Origin of the sequence: Cesiribacter sp. SM1, from assembly GCF_020178975.1 — a bacterium.
Taxonomy (GTDB): Bacteria; Bacteroidota; Bacteroidia; order Cytophagales; family Cyclobacteriaceae; genus Cesiribacter.
This window is the reverse complement of sequence record NZ_JAHXBU010000092.1, coordinates 277,491-296,822: the sequence shown is the minus strand read 5'-3', so window position 1 is coordinate 296,822 and position 19,332 is coordinate 277,491. Positions and strand designations below refer to the sequence as shown.

Annotated in this window: 17 protein-coding genes; 16 read left to right on the top strand and 1 reads right to left on the bottom strand. The window is 44.5% G+C overall.

Annotated elements, in window-relative coordinates; genetic code table 11:
* The first annotated feature begins 1 nt into the window (after position 1).
* The 4 genes from KWJ01_RS20975 to KWJ01_RS20960 are packed head-to-tail and all read left to right on the top strand — an operon-like array spanning position 2 to position 4,364.
* Complete coding sequence (locus KWJ01_RS20975) at positions 2 to 1,048, top strand: nucleotidyltransferase family protein (RefSeq protein ID WP_224999073.1); 1,047 nt, start codon at positions 2 to 4, stop codon at positions 1,046 to 1,048.
* Complete coding sequence (locus KWJ01_RS20970) at positions 1,049 to 1,738, top strand: cytidylyltransferase domain-containing protein (RefSeq protein WP_224999072.1); 690 nt, start codon at positions 1,049 to 1,051, stop codon at positions 1,736 to 1,738.
* Between the two features lies 1 nt (position 1,739).
* Positions 1,740 to 3,533 carry an ABC transporter ATP-binding protein gene (locus tag KWJ01_RS20965; RefSeq protein ID WP_224999071.1) on the top strand — a complete coding sequence of 598 codons (1,794 nt, stop codon included), beginning with the start codon at positions 1,740 to 1,742 and terminating at the stop codon, positions 3,531 to 3,533.
* A 48-nt stretch (positions 3,534 to 3,581) separates the two neighbouring features.
* Positions 3,582 to 4,364, top strand: coding sequence for a hypothetical protein (locus KWJ01_RS20960; RefSeq protein ID WP_224999070.1), 783 nt, complete (start codon positions 3,582 to 3,584; stop codon positions 4,362 to 4,364).
* A 206-nt stretch (positions 4,365 to 4,570) separates the two neighbouring features.
* Here the strand turns inward: KWJ01_RS20960 and KWJ01_RS20955 are convergent, their stop codons facing one another.
* The gene (locus KWJ01_RS20955; protein WP_224999069.1) at positions 4,571 to 5,443 is read right to left on the bottom strand and encodes an FkbM family methyltransferase; all 873 of its coding nucleotides are present in this window, start codon (positions 5,441 to 5,443) and stop codon (positions 4,571 to 4,573) included.
* Between the two features lie 514 nt (positions 5,444 to 5,957).
* On the opposite strand from KWJ01_RS20955, the gene KWJ01_RS20950 reads away from it, so the two are divergent.
* The 12 genes from KWJ01_RS20950 to KWJ01_RS20895 all read left to right on the top strand — a co-directional run bounded on the left by KWJ01_RS20950 (position 5,958) and on the right by KWJ01_RS20895 (position 19,323).
* Positions 5,958 to 7,175: a hypothetical protein gene (locus KWJ01_RS20950; protein ID WP_224999068.1), complete on the top strand. Its 1,218-nt coding sequence runs from the start codon at positions 5,958 to 5,960 to the stop codon at positions 7,173 to 7,175.
* A gap of 178 nt (positions 7,176 to 7,353) precedes the next feature.
* The gene (locus KWJ01_RS20945; RefSeq protein WP_224999067.1) at positions 7,354 to 8,451 is read left to right on the top strand and encodes a glycosyltransferase; all 1,098 of its coding nucleotides are present in this window, start codon (positions 7,354 to 7,356) and stop codon (positions 8,449 to 8,451) included.
* A 40-nt stretch (positions 8,452 to 8,491) separates the two neighbouring features.
* On the top strand, positions 8,492 to 9,334 hold the full coding sequence (locus tag KWJ01_RS20940) for a glycosyltransferase family 2 protein (RefSeq protein WP_224999066.1): 843 nt from the start codon (positions 8,492 to 8,494) through the stop codon (positions 9,332 to 9,334).
* Entirely contained in the window at positions 9,288 to 10,445 is a 1,158-nt protein-coding gene (locus KWJ01_RS20935; RefSeq protein WP_224999065.1) for a glycosyltransferase, read from the top strand. Before KWJ01_RS20940 ends, KWJ01_RS20935 begins: the two co-directional genes overlap by 47 nt.
* The gene (locus tag KWJ01_RS20930) at positions 10,420 to 11,397 is read left to right on the top strand and encodes a GNAT family N-acetyltransferase (protein ID WP_224999064.1); all 978 of its coding nucleotides are present in this window, start codon (positions 10,420 to 10,422) and stop codon (positions 11,395 to 11,397) included. The genes KWJ01_RS20935 and KWJ01_RS20930 overlap by 26 nt, the downstream gene beginning before the upstream one ends.
* A 1-nt stretch (position 11,398) precedes the next feature.
* Entirely contained in the window at positions 11,399 to 13,255 is a 1,857-nt protein-coding gene (gene asnB / locus KWJ01_RS20925; protein WP_224999063.1) for an asparagine synthase (glutamine-hydrolyzing), read from the top strand.
* A 237-nt stretch (positions 13,256 to 13,492) separates the two neighbouring features.
* A complete protein-coding gene (locus KWJ01_RS20920; RefSeq protein ID WP_224999062.1) occupies positions 13,493 to 14,605 on the top strand; it encodes a hypothetical protein in 1,113 nt (370 codons plus the stop codon).
* Positions 14,598 to 15,587 carry a polysaccharide deacetylase family protein gene (locus tag KWJ01_RS20915; protein ID WP_224999061.1) on the top strand — a complete coding sequence of 330 codons (990 nt, stop codon included), beginning with the start codon at positions 14,598 to 14,600 and terminating at the stop codon, positions 15,585 to 15,587. The genes KWJ01_RS20920 and KWJ01_RS20915 overlap by 8 nt, the downstream gene beginning before the upstream one ends.
* A complete protein-coding gene (locus KWJ01_RS20910) occupies positions 15,587 to 16,777 on the top strand; it encodes a glycosyltransferase family 4 protein (protein WP_224999060.1) in 1,191 nt (396 codons plus the stop codon). The genes KWJ01_RS20915 and KWJ01_RS20910 overlap by 1 nt, the downstream gene beginning before the upstream one ends.
* On the top strand, positions 16,740 to 17,369 hold the full coding sequence (locus tag KWJ01_RS20905) for a sugar transferase (protein WP_304502775.1): 630 nt from the start codon (positions 16,740 to 16,742) through the stop codon (positions 17,367 to 17,369). The genes KWJ01_RS20910 and KWJ01_RS20905 overlap by 38 nt, the downstream gene beginning before the upstream one ends.
* A 6-nt stretch (positions 17,370 to 17,375) precedes the next feature.
* Complete coding sequence (locus KWJ01_RS20900) at positions 17,376 to 18,413, top strand: ATP-grasp domain-containing protein (RefSeq protein ID WP_224999059.1); 1,038 nt, start codon at positions 17,376 to 17,378, stop codon at positions 18,411 to 18,413.
* Positions 18,414 to 18,417: 4 nt separating this feature from the next.
* On the top strand, positions 18,418 to 19,323 hold the full coding sequence (locus KWJ01_RS20895) for an NAD(P)-dependent oxidoreductase (protein WP_224999058.1): 906 nt from the start codon (positions 18,418 to 18,420) through the stop codon (positions 19,321 to 19,323).
* The last annotated feature ends 9 nt before the right edge of the window (positions 19,324 to 19,332 follow it).

Here is a 19,332-nt window from a genome sequence, read left to right as displayed (position 1 = left end):
TATGAACGACTACCACAGGCATATTATCAAATGTAAATCACCTATAAAACAGGCACTGGCACAGTTAAATGAACTGGCGGCCGATGCCATTCTCTTTGTAGTGGATGAGGAAGAAAAGCTAAAGGGCTCTTTAACGGATGGTGATGTGCGCAGGGGGTTTTTAAGAGGGCTCACCCTGGATGATGTTGTAGACAAATTTATCCAGTCAAACCCTAAGTATATACAAAAGGGAGCTTACACCATTGAAGAGGTGATCAACTACAGGAAAAATCATTTTAAGATTATCCCTGTGCTCTGCAGAGAGGGCAAGATTGTAAATGTGATCAACTTCAGATTCTTAAAATCTTATCTTCCCGTAGATGCCGTACTCATGGCTGGTGGCAGAGGATCGCGCCTGAGGCCGCTTACCGATAATGTACCCAAGCCACTGCTGAAGGTTGGTGAAAAACCAATCATAGAGCACAACATCGACAGGTTGATCAGCTTTGGGATCGATGATTTCTGGATCTCGGTACGATACCTGGGCGAGCAGCTGGAAGAGTACTTTCAGGATGGCAGCTCTAAGTTTGTCAATATCAAGTGGGTGTGGGAAGATGAACCACTCGGTACCCTGGGTGCTGTTAGCAAAATAGAGGAATTCCAGCATGACTACGTCCTGGTTACTAATTCCGATCTGCTCACTAACCTCGACTATGAAGACTTTTTCCTGGACTTTATCTCTAAAGATGCCGCTATTTCAGTAGTGTCCATACCCTACAGTGTTAATATTCCGTATGCAGTACTGGAGACTGAAGATAACAGCATTAAAAGCTTTAAGGAAAAACCAACCTATACCTACTATTCGAATGGGGGTATTTACCTGATCAAGAAAGAGGTGTTGAAGTACATTCCTAAGAATAGCTTTTACAATACAACCGATCTGATGGAGCTGATGATAGAAAAAGGCCTTAAGGTGAATTCTTATCCTTTAAGGGGGTACTGGCTTGATATAGGTAAGCCCGAAGACTTTAAAAAAGCACAGGAAGATATCAGGCATATTAAATTTTAGATGGACTTTCTATTTCTGATAACGGCACGCGGCGGGTCTAAGGGTTTACCGGGTAAAAATATAAAGCCGCTCAATGGTAAGCCATTGATCTATTATACCATAGATGCTGCAAGAGCAGTAAGTGAGCAGCAGCATATATGTGTTTCTACCGATGATAGTACCATAGCGGCACTTGTTGAGGAGTATGGCCTCCCGGTGCCCTTTAAACGGCCGGCTGCATTGGCCACCGATAGTGCCACCACCGAGCAGGTGTTAATGCACGCCCTGCAGTTTTACGAAGAGCAGGGAATAAACTATGATTTTGTAGTTATACTACAACCAACCTCTCCCTTAAGAACTGGCAGGCACCTACAGGAGGCAATGGCCGCTGTTACCCCTTATACTGAAATGATCGTATCTGTAAAGGAAACAGATGCAAATCCATATTATGTGCTGTTTGAAGAAGACGAGCAGGGTATACTACAGAAATCGAAAGAAGGTGCTTTCACCAGGAGGCAGGATTGCCCGGCTGTTTGGGAGCTCAATGGCGCCATTTACATCATTAACGTAGCAAAGTTAAAACAAAAAGGACTTTCGCAGCTGAAGAAGCAAAAATACGTAATGGATAAAAGGTCCTCTGTAGATATTGATGATGAAACAGATTTCAGGCTTGTAGAATTTATTATTTCTAAAGAAGAAGAGCAGACATAAGTTGAAAAAATTCATAAATAAATACTTTGAGAACTTTGCCTATTTCTACCACCACCTAGGCTATAGAATATTTGTTTCTATGGCACTTAGTATTGGTGTAGGTGTGCTCGATGGCTTCGGACTTGCCATGTTTCTGCCCCTGCTCCAGATGGTAGACAGCCGCAGTGGCGGAGATGTTGATTCTGAGCAGATGGGAAACCTGTCTTTCCTGATAGATGGCCTCGAGTCGATCGGCTTATCGCTCAACCTGCAGACAGTACTGCTGGTAATGTTGCTGTTTTTCTCCCTTAAGGGCGTAATGAAATTCTTTGAGGGGCTGTACAAGGTTATTCTGCAGCAGAGGTTTATTCGCCAGATCCGTTTCTCAAACATTACCCTGCTCTCCGGTTACCGCTATACAGATTTTGTGAACAGCGACTCCGGTAAAATTCAGAATACCTTCAGCGGAGAGGTAGACAGAGTAAACCAGGCCTATCGTGCCTACTTTAAGACTTACCAGTATGGGGTAATGGTAATGGTGTACATGGTTTTTGCGCTGATGGCCAATGCACAGTTTGCTTTGTTTGTTGCCGTTGGCGGTGCACTTACCAACTTTATATTTAACATATTCTATAAGAAGACTAAACAGCTTTCCAAAAAGTATACTTCACAATCGCACTCTTTCCAGGGTTTGCTCATCCAGATGGTTGCAAACTTTAAATATTTAAAAGCATCTGGTCTTATATATGAGTACGGCAGAAAGTTAAAAAACTCAATTACCGGTATAGAGGTGATCCAGCGCAGGCTGGGCACGCTTGCGGCTGCCTTAACTGCCATTCGTGAGCCAACTGTAATACTGGTAGTAGTGGTGGTGATCCTGGTTCAGGTTAACCTGTTCGGCGAAAGCCTTGGCCTGATTATCCTAAGTTTGCTGTTCTTTTACCGGGCACTCAACTTCCTGATGTCGGTGCAGAACTATTGGAACTCCTTCCTGGCTGTTTCGGGCTCTCTGGATAATATGACAGAATTTACCGAAGAACTGGCCAGGCATCAGGAAACACCCGGAGAGAAGAAATTCGGGCGTTTTAACCACGAGCTTCAGCTAAATAACCTTAATTTCTCCTATGGCAGTGCCCATGTGCTCAAGGGCATTTCACTCAAAATAAAGAGAAACGAAACAGTAGCCCTGGTAGGAGAGAGTGGTTCAGGCAAAACTACCCTCATGAACGTACTGAGCGGCTTGCTGCAGGTAAATACTGGGGCATTCATGATTGATGGCGAAGACATTCAGTCGTATGATATACGTTCTTTCCAGCAAAGGATAGGCTATATTACACAGGAGCCTGTAATTTTTAACGATACCATTTTCAATAACATTACCTTCTGGGATGAACCCACAGAGAAGAATGTTGCTCGCTTCCACAGGGCACTCGAAATGGCTTCCATCTATGATTTTGTGATGGGACTGCCGGAAAAAGAACAGGCAACCCTTGGTAATAATGGTATCATGGTCAGCGGTGGTCAGAAGCAAAGGCTGTCTATTGCGCGGGAGTTGTACAAAGAAGTAGACTTCCTGTTCATGGACGAGGCCACCTCTGCACTTGACTCTGAAACTGAAAAAAGCATACAGGAAAATATTGATCAGCTAAAGGGCAAGTATACCATCATCATCATCGCACACCGATTATCAACCGTAAAGGATGCAGACAGGATCATTTACCTGAAAAATGGAGTTGTGGAAAATGAAGGTAGCTTTGATATGCTTAAAGAATCTTCCAACAGGTTTAAGAAAATGGTTGAAATGAACAACCTGTAAACCCGGCTGAGTAAGAGCATTTTTTCATTCTGTACTTTTTAAACATACATGCGCTTTAACAGAAAATACTTAAGAGGTCTTTATAAATACCTTAGAAAAAGATTTTCATACTTTATTGCTGATCTTAAAAACAGGTTTATTCACCAGACCGTTAAAGATCCCCACCGGTTAATCTGGGTAAACCCTGCTGATATCAGGCTTAGGCTGCTAACCGGCCTCCAAACAGATCTTAATATCTTTGAGAAAGTAAAGGAGGACACACTGCCGCTGTACGACCTTTCTTTGGGCGCTTTCGATCCGAGGCGCAATACAGGCAGGGTGATTGGCGGAGACTGGGATCAGCATGTAAAACCCTATGCAGGTGAGATTTTGTATGAATCTTATAACCAGAGGTTCAATGAAGGTGCTGCCTGGGAGGAAACCCCATATTTTAAAAAAGGAGCTGAAATTCTCAGGAACGGGGGTGTACTGTACGGATGCAGGTCACTCGATGAATTTAAAAATAACAGGCTCGCATACATCGAAGGCTTGTATAATGATATAAAAATAAACGGCTACAACACACAAAATAAAACTGCCAGCAAAGACGACAGGAGCAAGGGTATTCATCACGAAATTTCTGTTAACATAGGCCGTAATGGAGAAATTATCTACAACAATGCTACTGGTAATAACAGGCTGGCACTATCAAAAACGCTTAAGCTGGCTAAAGTACCGGTACTTGTGGTGGCAAGGCATAAGCAATGGGAGCTCCTGAAAAAGAGGGTAAAAAACGATGGACTTGCAGATGATTCCCTTAAAAGTCAGTTGCTGAATCATCCTGATTTTTGAATATTTTACTGGAAGATTTAGAAGAATCAGTTTCTATGTATGTTTCTGTAGACATTGGAAACAGTCTAAACAATACTGTAACATTTGATTTTGCTAATAATCAAATGCCACCAACACTGTAAAAGTTCTTAAGCAGCGGTATGTGCCTTCATGGCCATGCAAGTGCCATTTTTGAAAAATTGGAACGACTTATACCTCCTGCAGCATTACATAGCACGCCACTCCTGAAAGTGTTCTTTGAACTGTGCCAGCTTTGTGTGAGGAACAATCACATAATCACAATTTTTCAGATTGGAATGTATTCCTATTTCATCAATCTCAATGATGTCGGCTAGTTTTTTATGTTTTTTTACTACCCTATGCAGGATATAACCAGCCTCTTTTAATAGTGCTTCAATGCTGTTCTGCCTTTGTAACCTGCTTTTATTTTCAGGCTTGTACACAGGTAAGATCTCCATCAGAATTATAGGATCATACTTTTTCAACTCCTCTCTGAAGCTTGTAAGTACTTCAAGTTCTGCGCCTTCCACATCTATCTTAAGCACAGAAATATTCTCAAATTCCACATAGTTCCTGATGGTGCCCATGTTGAACAGGGGTATGAATTCCTTCCTGTTAACCTTTTTATTAGGCCTTGGGTCATCGATGATAGAGGCATAACTATCTGCAGGGTTCTCATTGAAAAAAACCAGTTTACCAATCTGGTTTACGGTAGAAACGCCCACCGGCACTAATTCAATGTTGGTAAGCCTGTTGTCTTTTATCAGTTTATTAACATAGCTTATGCAGCCGGGATTGGGCTCGAAGCCAACATATCTGATGCTGTCAGAAACACTTCTTAGTTTTAGCAGGGTTTGCCCAACATTAACGCCAATGTCTATAAAAGTTCTGTCCTCAACTTTAAGCGCAATCTTTAGAACATCAATCATCCAGGGTTCATTCATCAGCAGGTTTCCCAGACCTATTTTTCCATGAAGAGGTACTTTGAAAACTTTCCCATTTAAGCATACACTGCCACTCAGGTTAAAATTTTCCAGATAATTCAATTTGTTCAACGCCCTGATAAAAAATGTATTCATCTCTGCGACTGATTAATATTGAAAAATACAGGATCGTAGTGATACAGCTAACGAAGTCTACGCCAAGGCATTTCTGCAAAATGGGTTTTCCCCAGGTTCAGCGGTTATATTTACGTTAAGAAATATAAACGACAGCAAGCATTAATAAATATAGAATTGCTGCAGTAGTATTACAGGAATTCCGGTGGTTTGTTTAAGGGAAATGATCATGAAGTTTGGTAGAAACAGCCGACAGCAGAACAAAGCACTTCGCCAGGTATAAATAACCTGTTAATCTTCTATAATATATATCTACCGTTTACCGCAGAACAGAAAATAAAATTCCTGCACTGTTTTTTCTAATAAGCTGGCGTTGTGGCTTATGAGCGCACGCTTTACCAACTCCCTCTTTGAATATAAAAACCTTTGGGTTTATCAGCGGGTTAATACTACTGAAGGATCTACAAAAGTAGTACTTCTCAGTTTTGTGCCTTCAACAGGCTATTTTTTCAAGATCATTTTGTGATGCACCTGCATGAGTAAAGTAATATTTCTGGAACTGCGCCTCTTCCGTAACAGCATGTTAGAAACCTATCAGATCAGGCAGCTGGTTGAATTGGGGCATGAAGTAGAGATCTGGCACATCGGCAGCCTGTTTGATGTTAGCAGCAATGTTATTTTAAATGCACCAGCAATTCAGGAGTATGCTGTAAAAATTGAGAGCCTTCAGGCGTTAAAGGCAAAGGTACAGCAGCTGGAGCCAAACACCATTATATTTTCTATGTTGGGTATGCTTTACTACTACCCAATCCTTTACAAAGTATTTAAATCACGCAAAGACCTGATCTGGATCGGCAGGATTACCAAAAGTCTGCCTCTTGGAAGCAGAAAAAAGGTAAATCCCCTTAAAGCTATGATGGGGAGCATATTTTTTTACAAGCTGTACAGGCCTTTCAGTAATGCAGTACTGTATGTAATTCAGAAAATTCTCCGGAAATGGGGCAACAGGCTTGGGATAAACGCATTTCAGCCAGATTACCTGATGGTTTCCAATGCCAGCCAGGCACCTGCAAGTTTTCCTAAAGACAGAGTTATTGTAACACATGCAGATGATTACAACATTCACCTCCTGAATAAGGATGTATTGCCTGATCCTTCGGCTCAGGATGCCATTGTTTTTCTGGACCAGATGCTCTATTACCACCCTGATTTTAAAAAACTGGGAGAAGGCCTGATGAATGTAGACACTTACTACCAGAAATTAAATCAGGTGTTAGACGACCTGTCTCTAAAATATGGCAGGCCGGTAGTAATTGCAGGGCATCCGGAAGCCGACAAACATCCGGATTACGCGAAAAGGTTTCGGGGTAAGAAGTTTGTGGTAGGAAAAAGCCTTAACCTGGTGAAACATGCTTTTTTAGTGGTAAGCCACTACAGCACTGCTACCAACTTTGCAGTAATCTACAACAAACCTGTAGTATTGCTTGATAGCGGCAGCTTTGCGGGCTACGAGAAGATTGCCAGCCCCATAAAAGTCCTGAAGAAGGCATTAAATGCAACCATTATCAATATTGACAGTTATAATTTAGAGACACTTGATATTAACCTAGATCCTGATTTCAGGGTATATAAGGAAGCTTATATAAAGTCGGCAGACACACCAGAGGAATTATCGTACCCATATGCGGTAAAATACGTTCGTAAGCAGATTAATAGTGAGCCAAAATCATACAGCCTGGCTCGTACTGCTTGATTAAACTGCTGATCCTAAGCTAAGGAGCTATTTTTTCAAGCTTGTATTCCTTTAAAAGGATACAAGATGAAAAGCATTTTTTGGCCTGCTGACGGTGATTTAAGCTCTGTGTCAGATTTTGCTGCTTAGTGTCTTTTATTTTTTTAACAGGATGTAAAGCGGGAATTGCCCGGTATTGATGAAAGTTCTTCAGTTAATTCATACACCACAGTTGCGTGGAGCCGAGATTTTTGCTGCGCAGTTATCTGATAACCTCGAGCAACAGGGGCATAGCTCCAAGCTGCTTGCCATTTATGATAATACCAATGCCGCCAGCTATAACAGGAGCTGCATAAGCATAAAAGCAAATCCGGATGCCCGCTTATGGGACAGGGCAGCATGGAAGGAACTGGCCAGGGTGGTGGAAAAGGAAAAGCCAGACATAGTTCAGGCCAATGCAGGAGACACACTTAAATATGCTGTATTCTCAAAGCTGCTTTTCCGCTGGCGGCAGCCACTGGTTTTCCGTAATGCCAGTACCCTAAGTTCATACCTGAAACAGCCGCTGCAGAAAGTATACACAGATTTTTTATTCAGACAGATAGATGCAGTGGCATCAGTGAGTGAATACTCAAGGCAGGACCTGGTTAAGCTTTTTCCCTACCTCTCTGCCAGGGCAAAAGTAATCCCGATTGGGCTGGAGAAGCAGAAAGTAGTTAATAACCCTTTTCCTGAGGCAGATCCGGCACAAATTAACCTGGTGCATGTGGGAGGCTTCTCTTTTGAAAAGAACCACCAGGGACTGTTACGAATTTTTCAGCAGGTGCTGGAGCAGTTGCCTGCTGCGCACCTGTGGTTGGTGGGAGATGGCCCAATGAGAGAAGAGATCACAGCCATGGTTGCTGACATGGGACTGCAGGAGAAGGTCCATTTCACCGGTTTTGTACAAAACCCGCTGGATTACATAGCCCATGGAAAAGCCCTTTTGCTGCCAAGCATTATAGAAGGTCTGCCCGGGGTAATTCTTGAAGCCATGCTGTATAAAACACCCGTGATTGCCAATAAAGTAGGCGGTATTGGGGAGGTGGTAACACCTGCTAAAACTGGCTGGCTGCCGGAGTGTGGTGATGAAAAAGGGTTTGCAGAGGCAATCATAGAAGCTGTGAGCCGGAAGGACATAACCGGCACCATTACCCAAAATGCGTATCAGCAGGTAAAGGGACAGTACATGAACGAAGACATTGCACATTCGTTCATAGAATTATATAGTGGATTATTGAAACAGAGCTTAAACTAAAAGGGAGGAGACCCGGATCTAAATCTGAAGACATTATCGTATGAAGCCAAAAATAGGAGTTGTTATTCTTACCCTGAACCGATTAAAGCTCCTTAAAATTACCATTTGCAAGGTGCTTTCGCAGACCTACCAGCCTGCGGAAGTGCTGGTAGTGGATAACTATTCCATGGACGGAACCAGGGAGTATCTTGAAGGAGAAGATCGGGTAACAAAGCTTTACCTGGATGAGAACCTGGGGCCGGCGGGAGGCTTCCATGAAGGCATTAAATACTTTGCTGAGAAAACAGATGTGGATTATGTCTGGCTAATGGATGATGATTTTTTCCCCTTCAGGGACTGCCTTGAAATATTACTTGAGCATTCTGATGAGCGTACGGTTGCGTTTCCATATATCCGTGAAAAGGACTTTGCCTCCCGCAGAATGCCCGGCTGGTGGGGCGTTCTCATTCCTATGCCAGTGATCAGGCATGTTGGCTATCCCCGCAGCGATTTTTTCTTCTGGTCTGAAGATACAGAGTACCTGCAGGAGAGGATCAGGGACAGGTATAAGTACCCCTGTGTGTGGATACCCAGGGCCAAGGGTGTGCACTTTACAAAAAGAGTTACCGGTTACCGGCAGCCCTGGCGCTATTATTACGAGGTTCGCAATATGCTCTACATGCGCCTGTACGTAAAGGAGCGCACAGCATTACGGGCCTATAAGCTGGTCAGGAGCTGGGCGAAGTTGTTTGGTGCAATAGTGATCAAAGAAGATAATAAGCTGGAAAAGATGGAGTGGTTCCTACGGGGAACTGTTCATGGCGTATCGAAAAAAATAGGTAAAACCATTGAGCCCCATGGCGGAAAAGATAAAAGTTCTACATATTATAAAGTCACTCGGTAGAGGCGGGGCAGAAATGCTGCTGCCCGAAACACTCAACTACCACAACCAGGAACGCTATGAGTTCCATTACATCTACTTCCTGCCCTGGAAAGACCAGGTAGTGAAGCCCCTGGAGCGAAATGGGGGTATCGTTACCTGTATGTCATCGAACAACAACCTGGATATAATGGCCAAGGTACCCGCGCTGGTGCGGTACATACGCCGCAACAACATCAAACTGGTGCATTGCCACCTTGCCTGGGCAGGTATTGCCGGCAGGATAGCCGCAAAGTTAGCCGGGGTGCCAGTGATATATACAGAACACAACAATATCTCCAGTTACCACATACTTACGTACCTGGCCAGCCGCATGACGCTCTTCCTCAATGACCTGACAATTGCGGTATCGGCAGATGCAAGAGAAGCCTCCAGCAAAGTGGTTTCGCCACATAAACTAAAGCTTATCCTTAACGGGGTAGATACTGTTGCTTTTCAGCGGGGGAAACATCCTTCTGATATCAGGAAGAAGTTAGGTATTCCGGAAGATCATTTGATCATATCCACTGTGGCTGTTTTCCGTATACAAAAAAGGCTCGACCTTTTTATAAAGGTTGCAGCAGGCATTTTACAGCGCCATGAAAAGGTAAGCTTTATCATGATAGGCGATGGCCCGGAAAAACCAGCAGTGGAGCAACAGGCCAGGGAACTCGGGCTGGAGGGTAAGGTATTTTTTGAAGGCTTACAGCATAACGTAAAGCCCTATTTTGAATTAACAGACATCTACCTGATGACTTCTGATTTTGAAGGACTTCCCATTGCCCTGCTGGAGGCAATGAGCATGTCGTGTGCGCCTGTAGCCACAGATGTTGGTGGCATACCAGAAGTGGTGGAAAATGGAATATCAGGATTACTTAGCCCTGCCGGAGATGTGGAAGCCCTGCAGCAACAGCTGGAACTGCTTATAGAAGATAAGGAAAAGCGGCTTGAGATTGCCTCAAACGCACGCTACAGGATAGAAAACTATTTCAGCATGAAAAAGATGGTGCGTGAATTGGAGGAAGTCTATCAACAATTTTTAACCAAGGGAGCATACAGTAAACTAACACATGGAGTATACAGTAAGAGTAGCTAATGAGCAGGATCTGCCTGCTATCATAGAACTTTTTGAAATATCATTAGGTACCGAGTATGGCGCTCCCACAGAGAGTTTCTGGAGATGGAAGCACATTAACAATCCTTTTGGTGAATCTCCCGTACTGCTGGCTTTTGATGGCGAAAAGCTCATAGGCCTAAGAGCCTTTATGCGCTGGCAGTGGCAGTACAAAGGCAAGGTACTGCCTGCCTTCAGGGCTGTTGATACAGGCACCCACCCGGATTACAGGGGAAAGGGTATATTCTCGAGACTTACCAAACAGCTGATTGCAGAACTAAAAGAAAGTGAACCACCCAGCTTTATTTACAATACACCCAATAATGCATCAAAACCTGGCTATTTGAAAATGGGCTGGCAGGTGCTTGGTAAACCTGTTGTGTTTGGCAGTTTAACTCTGCAGCATTCGCGTTATGCTATGCTTCGGTTTGAACGTTTTCAGGAAGCACTGCAGGCACTTGATTTCAATGCACTTCCATCAGATTACAGCCTGGATGTTAACCAGGGGCTGATCCATGTAAATCATTCACTGGATTACTATAAATGGCGTTACCAGTCTATTCCTGAAATTCCATATGGTTCATACAGGTATGAGGGCAGCGAGGGTGAGATACTGCTTTTCTTTCACCTGAAAAACAGGAAGTATTTTCATGAGTTAAGAATCAGTGATGCCCTCTGGTTAAGTGGAAAGCCGCAGCGGCAACTGCTGATGCAGGCAGCACACAAACTGGCAGCCAGGCTCGGTACGCCTTTTATTAGCCTGGTTTCAAAAGATCCGGTAAATCTTTGGGAAAGAATTAACTACAGGATGTTTTCTCTTCAGAAACTGGCCCCGGAGCTAACTGTTCGTGAAGTAAACAGCCAGGAACTGCTGGCGCTGGTAAGTGATATAAACAATTGGTCGTTTACCATGGGCGATCTGGAGTTATTTTAATATGTGTGGAATATTTGGAAATATCGGTCGCCTGAGAGAAAGCGACATGAAGGTTGCAGAAGAAATGCTTTGCCACCGTGGTCCCGACGGCCAGGTTTATAAAACCTATGAACCTAATGTGCACCTGTTCCATGCCCGGCTTAGCATTGTAGATATAGCAGGCGGTACCCAGCCTATGGAAGAGGAGGGGCTGTCCATAATTTTCAATGGTGAAATCTACAACCACCAGGAGCTGCGGGACCAGTTCAGCCTGAACGGCCGCAGTCATTCCGATACAGAAACAATATTGCTGCTTTATCAGAAACTGGGGCTTGGCATGCTTAAGCACCTGGAAGGAATGTTTGCCCTGGCCCTCTATGATCAGTCGCAGGGAAAACTGCACCTGATTCGTGACAGGGCAGGTAAAAAACCTCTGTACTTTTCCAAAACACCAGAGAACATCTATTTTGGCAGTGAGCAAAACGTTCTGCAAAAAGTTTTGCGCCCCTCCATCAGGCTATCGGCCATGGCTACCTACCTGCAAACTGGTATGGTATATGGAGAAGGAACTCCTTTCAAGGGTATTTATGAATTAAAGCCTGGCCACCGGCTGGAAATAGACGTTAAAAGCGGCACCATCTCGGAGCAAAAAGAGTGGTGGTCTATTGTGCCATTTTACGAGAACGGCATCAGGATCAGCGAGGAAGAAGCCATGGAAGAGCTCGACTATCGCCTGAAAAGAGCAGTAAAAAGACGCATAGAAAGCAGTGACCTGGAGGTGGGGTGTTTCTTAAGCGGTGGCATAGACAGCGGCATAGTAACGGCCATGGCAACAGAAGTTAAACCAGGGCTGCGCACTTTTACCGTGAAATTCAGCGATGAGTATGACGAATCGCCCATAGCCAGAAAAGTAGCAGCGCATTTGGGTACCAGCCACCAGGAACTGAATGTTTCTTACGATCACCTGCTGCAGGATTTTGAAAAAATCGTGAATGCCTACGGTGAGCCCTTTGTGGACGATTCGCAAATACCGTCTTACTATGTAGCCAGGGAAGCCCGCAAGCATTTAACTGTTATTGTAAATGGCGACGGAGGCGACGAACTTTTTGGCGGATACAGGAGGTATGTGCCCTACGCTAATTCCCTGCTGACAAATAAGGGAGTCAGGGTGCTTTCAAAGCTGGTATCTCCGCTTTTGCCTGCGCCCGGCAATAAAATGAGTCTCTACAACTACGCTTATCGGCTGGCAAAATTAAACAGCCTGGAGCGTTATGAGCAGTATTTAAGTGCCAGCACAGACCTGCTGCTCGATGGCAGCGTTCCATTCAAGGTGAAGCCCGAGGATGCCCTGGAGAGAAAGATCCGGAGCATTTACAGCAAAAACCTATCTGGGCTGCAGAAGATTATGCTGGCAGACTTTGAGACTATTCTTCCGTATATTCTTTTGAAGAAGATAGACATCAGCTCCATGCAGAACTCACTGGAGGGCAGGTCGCCTTTTCTTTCGAAAGACATTCTGGAGTTTGCGCCATCTCTGCCAGACGTGTTGAAGGTTAAAGGAAGTACTACAAAACTGGTGCTGCGAAAGCTGGCAGCAAAGTATTTGCCGGCCGGCAATGAAAAACTGCCTAAAAGAGGTTTTGAGGTGCCCATTATTGGCATGGTAGAGCATACACTACAGCCCATTCTGCAGGACTACCTGCACAGCAGCGACTGCCTGTACAAGGATGTGCTGGAGGTTTCTTTTGTAGAGAAGCTGCTGAATAATAAGATAACTATGTCGAGAGATAAAAGGGCTAAATTACTCTTTGGCCTGCTCACCATGGAAATCTGGTACAGGAACCAGAAAGCTGTTAAGGCAATGCCTGTGGTGCACTAATAGTTACCCTATTACCGTACGGGAGGGAAGTTCAGCGCTTTAGTATCCGTACAGGTTTGATGGGTGTTGCAGCAATGTTGCCGACATGGATTGAACAAACAGATAAGTAAAAGCTAATAGTAAAAAGATATTATTTTAATGGTAGGGGCGATCGTTCTCATATTATTTTTATATGCAATCTCTCAGCCAATCATTAAGAACCTGAAGCAGAAGTTTCCTTTTCTTTCGGTTGATCTGATGAACAAGCTGTTCTGGTTTCATTACCTCTTCTGGGGTGTATATTACTGGTACCAGCTCTCGCATCCGTCAGATTCCAAAGGCTACTATCATGATGCTTCAACCGCTTATGATTCATGGTTTGAGGCATTTGGAACAGATACGCATTTCATTGAATTTATAGGCTATCCCTTTGCCGATGTTTTAGGCTTTACTTATGAATCCATGCTTGCCCTGTTCGCCTGGTTTGGCTACCTGGGCTTTCTCTATTTTTATGTTTTCTTCCGGGAGAACATTAAAACAAGTCCAAAGCTTTGGGGCATTGAACTGGTTACCCTTTTTCTGTTTTTGCCAAACATGCACTTCTGGACAGTGGCCTTTAGCAAAGGCTCACTGATCTTTCTGGGTATTGGCATGTTTGCCTATGCCATGCGGGTGCCACAGAAAAGACTCCCAGCCCTGCTGCTAAGCTCATTCATCGTTTTTTGTATCAGGCCGCACGTCTTTATGTTCCTGGGTGCCGGGGCGGTAGCCGGTTATTTCACTGGTAAAGAAAAAGTGCCCATGTACCAGAAAATGCTGGTATATGTAGGCTTTATTGGGGGTATCATCGTGTTTTCTGATACTGTTTTGGCAATGGCCAATATTAACCTCGAGGAGGAGGGTGTTATAGAAGGCTTTGAGGAATTTGCTTCCGGCCGTGCCTCCAGCTTATCCAGGTCTGGTTCCGGTATTGACATCAATAATTACCCGCTGCCGCTCAAGCTGCTTACCTTCTGGTTCCGGCCGCTGTTCTTCGATGCACCAGGTGCAATAGGCATTTTTGTTTCCTTCGAGAACCTGCTTTATATTTTTCTTACCCTTAAACTCTTTGATAAAAACATTATCAGGTATATCAAAAACTCAACTTCTCTTGTAAAGATGAGCCTGACCATCTTTTTAACCTCTTCTCTGGCACTGGCATTTGTAATGGCAAACCTTGGTATTGCCATGCGGCAAAAGAGTATGGTAATGTATTTTTTATTTTTTGTGGTGGTCTCCTTTCTTGATCATAAGCGACAGGTGAAAGTGCAGCGCCTGCAGCTCCAGAGAAGAAAAATGGAGACAGAATTAACATTAAACGCTCATGCTTAAGGATATACCAGCTTTTTCTATTTCGTTGGATTTTGAACTGTACTGGGGTGTGTTCGATAAGGTGCAGTTAGAAGAAAAAACTACCTATTACGACAATACCCGCAGGGTTATTCCACAAATGCTTTCCCTTTTTGAAAAGGAGAAAGTACATGTTACCTGGGCTACTGTTGGTATGCTGTTCGCCAAAGACTGGGAAGACTGGGCTTCGGCAGTTCCTGCAGTGGTACCTGCCTATAACAATGCGAGGCTTTCCTCTTACAGGCTTAAAGAAAAGTACGCCGAAGACAGGCGTATGAATGAATATTTTTTTGCACCTGAACTGGTTGACCAGATCAGGAACACCCCATACCAGGAAATGGCCACACACACCTTCTCACACTACTACTGTCGCGAAGGAGGCCAGGACCTGCTGCAGTTTAAGCATGACCTGCAGGCAGCCCGCAGAATTGCTGCCAGAAAAGGAATTGAGCTGCATTCCCTGGTATTTCCCCGAAACCAGCTAGATGAGCCTTACCTGAAGATCTGTGCCGAGGAAGGAATCAAAACTGTAAGATCTAACCCATCTGACTGGTTCTGGAATATGGATGTGGAAGAAAAGCCCCTGAAAAGGTTCGTTCGCGGAGCCGATGCTTATTTGCCTATTGGTGCTAAAACTTCCTACAAGCTTTCTTCCCTGAAATTAAGGGACGGGCAACCGCTTTCCATACCTGCCAGCAGGCTTTTAAGGCCTGTGCATTCAGACAACAAACTGCTAAACAGTTTACGCCTGCAGCGGGTTCTTCGTGAGATGACCCTGGCTGCCAAAGCAGGGGAGTGCTATCATCTGTGGTGGCATCCTAACAACTTCGGCGATGATCCGGAGCTGAGTATGGCAGACCTTCGAACCATCATTAACCATTACAAAATGCTCGAAAATAAATGGGGTATGACCAGCATGAGCATGCTGGATGTGTATGACTATATTAAAGCTAATCAAGCATAATGGCAGTACTTTTTCGTGTAACCACAGTTCCTATATCACTTAAAAATCTCATTGTTGGCCAGCTTCCTTTCATGAAGAAAAGAGGATTCGATCCTGTCATGATATCGGCAGATGGTCCCGAGCGGGAAGATGTAATCAGGGAGCAGGGTTGCAAACATATTATTCTTGACCTTACCAGGAAAATAACGCCCCTCCGTGATCTAAAAGCCCTTTGGCAGTTCTACAGGCTGTGCAGGAAATACAGGCCTGCCATAGTACACTCCCACACACCAAAGGCCGGCATTATAGCCATGCTTGGGGCTAAGCTTGCCGGTGTGCCCATTCGTTTGCATACGGTAGCTGGTTTATACCTGATAGAAGCCAGCGGATTGAGACGTAAAATTCTGGAGTTTGTAGAGGTGCTAACCTATGCATGTGCAACCAAAGTTTATCCAAACTCCAATAACCTGAAGAGAATCCTGATTGACACACTGTACAACCAGCCCGAAAAGCTAAAAGTAATCGGTAACGGCAGCAGCAATGGAATCGATACTGATTTCTTCAGCAGAAGCAGTATTGAAAAGGGCCAGCCAGAGGCACTAAGGCAGCAGTTAGGCATTGGCAGCGAAAATTTTGTGTTCGTTTTCATAGGTCGCCTGGTGAGAGATAAAGGCATGCAGGAGCTTGTTACAGCTTTCAGTAAGCTTAATAGACTACATCCGCATGCCAGGCTTCTGCTGGTTGGCCCGCTGGAGCAGGAGCTGGATCCGATTTCAGAAGAAACCCTGCATGAAATTGAAACCAATCCAGCCATTATAACAGTAGGCTATCAGAAGGATGTGCGGCCTTACCTTTCCATTAGCCATGCCCTTGCTTTTCCATCCTATCGGGAGGGCTTTCCCAATGTACCCATGCAGGCTGCCTGTTTTGGTCTGCCCTGCATAGTAACCAACATTAATGGCTGTAACGAGATTATTGTTGATGGTGAAAACGGATTGATCATACCACCCAAGACAACAGCCGAGTTGTATGCTGCTATGGAAAAACTGCTCCTAAACCAGCCATTATACGCACATTTAAGCCAGAATGCTCGTAAGATGATAGTAGAAAGGTATGAGCAAACCCATTTTTGGAGTCTCCTGCTGAAGGAGTATCAGGAACAATTAAGAAAACATGAAGTTGTACCCCAATTACATCAAGCCCTTACTTGATTTTGTTATAAGCTTAATTGCTTTTATTATTTTGTTGCCTGTTACCCTGCTTGTTGCACTGGCACTTTTTATAGCAAACCGGGGGGATGTTTTTTTTGTGCAGCCCAGGCCGGGCAAGGGAGGCAAGGTTTTTCATGTGATCAAGTTCAAGACCATGAACGACCTGAAGGACAGTCAGGGAAACCTACTGCCCGATGAAAAAAGGTTAACACCTGTGGGAAGTTTTGTACGAAAAACATCACTTGATGAAATACCACAGCTGATTAATGTAATAAAAGGAGATATGAGCCTGATTGGCCCAAGGCCACTGCTGGTTGATTATCTGCCCTTTTACGACGAAATTCAAAAGCGCAGGCATGAAGTAAAACCTGGCATTACCGGCTGGACGGCAGTAAATGGACGTAACTCCATCAGCTGGGATGAAAAATTCAGATACGACATCTGGTATGTAGAAAATATATCCTTTGCACTTGATGTAAAGATTTTACTATTAACAGTTGCCAAGGTTATTAAATCAGAAGGCATCTCTGCAAAGGGACATGCCACCATGCCTTCTTTTATTGAATACGTTCGGCAAAAAAAACAGAATTGAATTTCTATGAAAAGAATACTTGTTACCGGTGCCGGTGCCTTACTGGGCCAGGGAATTTTACGCAGCCTTAATATCTCTGTCAATGCATACTACATTATTACGGCCGATCCTGATTACAGAGCACAGGGGCACAGCTTAGGAGATAAGGCCTATCTGATCCCTATGGCAAATAAACCAGAATACCTGGATGTGGTGGAAGATATCATCAGGAAGGAGCAGGTGGATGTAGTGTTTGTTGGCACCGATGTGGAATTACCTCTGTTTGCCGAACACAAGAAACGACTGGAAAAGGAGCTGAAGGTGAAAGTAATTGTTTCCAGCCCGGAGGTGATTGCAATTGCAAATGATAAATGGCTAACTGCACAGTTCCTGAAAGAACATGGATTTCCCTATCCCCATTCTGCACTAACTACTGATAAGGAAGGAATTGAAAGGCTACGGAATTCATGTCCCTATCCCTACATTGCCAAGCCCGTAGATGGTGCCAGATCAAAAGGCATAAAGATCATTGAGAATGATAAGGATCTGGAGGAGGTATGCTCATACAAAAATAACCTTGTGGTACAGGAAATGCTTGGTGAAGAGGAGGGGGAGTACACCGCTGGCTGTATGGTGGTAGATGGTAAATGTAAAGCGATTGTATCGCTAAAAAGAGATTTACGCGACGGCAATACCTACAGGGCGTACCGGGAGGGAGATAATCCTTACGATAGCACCATCTGTGCCATTGCAGAACGGTTAGGGGTGGAAGGCCCAGCTAATTTTCAGTACCGGATCAAGGATGGAAAACCGGTGGTATTTGAAATAAACGGAAGGTTCAGCGGTACAACACCACTCCGCTATATGTTTGGCTTTAACGAGGTGGAGGCCCTCCTGAACCACATTTTTGGCGAAGCAGAAATGGAACAGCCCCGGCTTAGGGATGGTGCTGTGTTCAGGACCTGGTCGGATATTTTTGTAGAGCCTGCTCAGCTGAAGAGATTAAAGGAAGAGGGAGAACTGGAGGGATACCGCAGCCAGTACTATCCATTTTTGAGCAAATAGTGGCATGACATACTTTGTGATTGGCGCCGGAGGTTTTTTAGGCAGTACCCTGGTTAAATACCTGCAGCAGCAGGGAGAAGAGGTGTACTATTCAAAAAGATCTGTTGGGGCCGGGGATTCTGCTAATGCCTGTGCCCTTAATATTACCGATGCGACACAATTTACATCTGTAAAGGCAAAACCAGATGTAGTAATCAATTGTGCTTCTGCCTTACCAGATCCATACAAAGTCTTCAACGATCCGGCCTACCTGGAGCAACTGTTCAGTACCAATGTACTGGGCGGGGCCAACATCATGAACTGGGCGGCAGCAGAAAAGATCCCGAGGGTGATCAATTGTTCCACGCTGGTGGTGGTAGGTAAGCCCTGGCCGGTTCCCTTAAAAGAAGGTGAAAAAACCTATCCAAAGGGAGGACACGTTGGCTACAGTGCATCCAAACTATCACAGGAGTTAGTGATGAGTTCCATTGCCGAGGCAAACGGGCTCTCTTTACTACACTTGCGCATATCTGCCCTGTACGGTCCCGGCATGAAAGCAGGAGGGATCCTGCATAAGCTCATCGGGCAGGCAGCTGCTAAGGAAAACATTAACTTAACCAACGGGAACAGGGTTAGCTTTGATTTTCTGCATGTAGATGATGCCGTTAAAGCGATCGCTCATCTTGCGAAACTAGATGAGTGGCCTGAGCAGGTAATCAACCTTGCCTCCGGTGAAGAAATTACGCTTATGGAACTTGCAGAAGTGATTTGTGAGCAAACAGGTTGTTCAAAGGAAAAGATTATCAATAAGGATGATCCCCATTTTTCCTCCAGGGCAAAGGTAGACATCAGCCTGCTGGAGAAGTACCTGCAGGGAAGCGGTATAAACACCGGGCTTTTCCGGCAAAAAGTTAAATCAGTGGTAGAATAAAAGGAGCAG